This is a genomic window from Kitasatospora sp. NPDC056531, assembly GCF_042794375.1.
In the GTDB taxonomy this organism is placed as follows: Bacteria; Actinomycetota; Actinomycetes; order Streptomycetales; family Streptomycetaceae; genus Kitasatospora.
This window is the reverse complement of the sequence record NZ_JBHTTU010000345.1, coordinates 1-1,533: the sequence shown is the minus strand read 5'-3', so window position 1 is coordinate 1,533 and position 1,533 is coordinate 1. Positions and strand designations below refer to the sequence as shown.

Genomic DNA, 1,533 nt, shown 5'->3' with positions numbered 1-1,533 from the left:
CTCCTCGGCCGAATCCTCCACCGGAGCCTGCTCCAGGATCGTGTGCGCATTCGTCCCGCTGATACCGAACGACGACACCGCCGCACGACGCGGCTGCCCCGTCTCCGGCCAATCCCGCGCCTCGGTCAGCAGCTCGACCGCACCGGCCGACCAGTCCACCTGCGGGGTCGGCTCATCCACGTGCAGCGTCCGCGGCAGCACACCGTGCCGCATCGCCATCACCATCTTGATGATGCCCGCGACACCCGCAGCAGCCTGCGTGTGACCGATGTTCGACTTCAACGAGCCGAGCCACAACGGCCGATCCGCGTCACGGTCCTGCCCATACGTGGCCAGCAGCGCCTGCGCCTCAATCGGGTCACCCAGCTTCGTACCCGTCCCGTGCGCCTCCACCACATCCACCTGATCAGCCGTCAGACCAGCGCTCTCCAACGCCTGCCGGATCACCCGCTGCTGCGACGGACCGTTCGGCGCCGTCAGACCATTCGACGCACCATCCTGGTTCACGGCCGATCCACGCACCACGGCCAGCACCGGATGCCCGTTGCGCCGCGCGTCCGACAGCCGCTCCACCAGCAGCATGCCGACACCCTCACCCCAGCCGGTCCCATCAGCAGCAGCCGCGAACGACTTGCAACGACCGTCCGCCGCCAGCCCCCGCTGCCGGCTGAACTCCACGAACAGCCCCGGCGTCGACATCACCGTGACACCGCCGGCCAGTGCCAGGTCGCACTCACCCTGCCGCAGCGCCTGCACCGCCAGGTGCAGGGCCACCAGCGAGGACGAACACGCCGTGTCCACCGTCACCGCCGGCCCCTCCAGACCGAACGAGTACGAAATCCGGCCCGAGGCGACGCTGCCCGCGTTACCCGTCAGCAGGTGACCCTCAAGGCCCTCCGGTACGTTCTGTCGACCGGTGCCATAACCCGAGGAGGGGGCCCCGGCGAAGACACCGGTCCGGCTCCCGCGCAGCGAAGACGGGTCGATCCCGGCCCGCTCGAACGCCTCCCAGGACGCCTCCAGCAGCAGCCGCTGCTGCGGGTCCATCGCCACGGCCTCACGCGGCGAGATTTCGAACAGCGCCGGGTCGAACTCGGCTGCGTCGTAGAGGAATCCGCCCTCGCGAGCATAGGACTTGCCGACCGCCTCCGGGTCGGGGTCGTAGATGTCCTCGTCCCAGCTGCGGTCCAGCGGGAACGTGGAAACACCGTCCCGTCCCTCGGCCACCAGCCGCCACAGGTCGTCCGGCGAGCCCACGCCTCCGGGAAGTCGGCAGCTCATCCCGACGATCGCGATCGGGTCACCGACCGCCGCTACGGGCGCGGCCGAGCCGAGCCCGACGGCCATGGCTCCAGCAATCGAGCCCACCGTCTCCGCGCGCAGGAAGTCCGCCAGCGCCATGGGGGTGGGGTAGTCGAAGATCAGCGTCGCAGGCAGTCGCAGCCCGGTCGCGGCGTTGAGCCGGTTGCGCAGTTCGACCGCGGTCAGCGAGTCGAAGCCGAGGTCGTTGAACGCGCGGCTCCCTTCGATGTC

1 protein-coding gene is annotated in these 1,533 nt (G+C 69.9%); it reads right to left on the bottom strand.

Annotated features, from left to right (window positions below):
- Nucleotides 1–1,533: beta-ketoacyl synthase N-terminal-like domain-containing protein (locus ACFQ87_RS46300; protein ID WP_380617060.1), on the bottom strand; the 1,533-nt coding region annotated here is incomplete at both ends.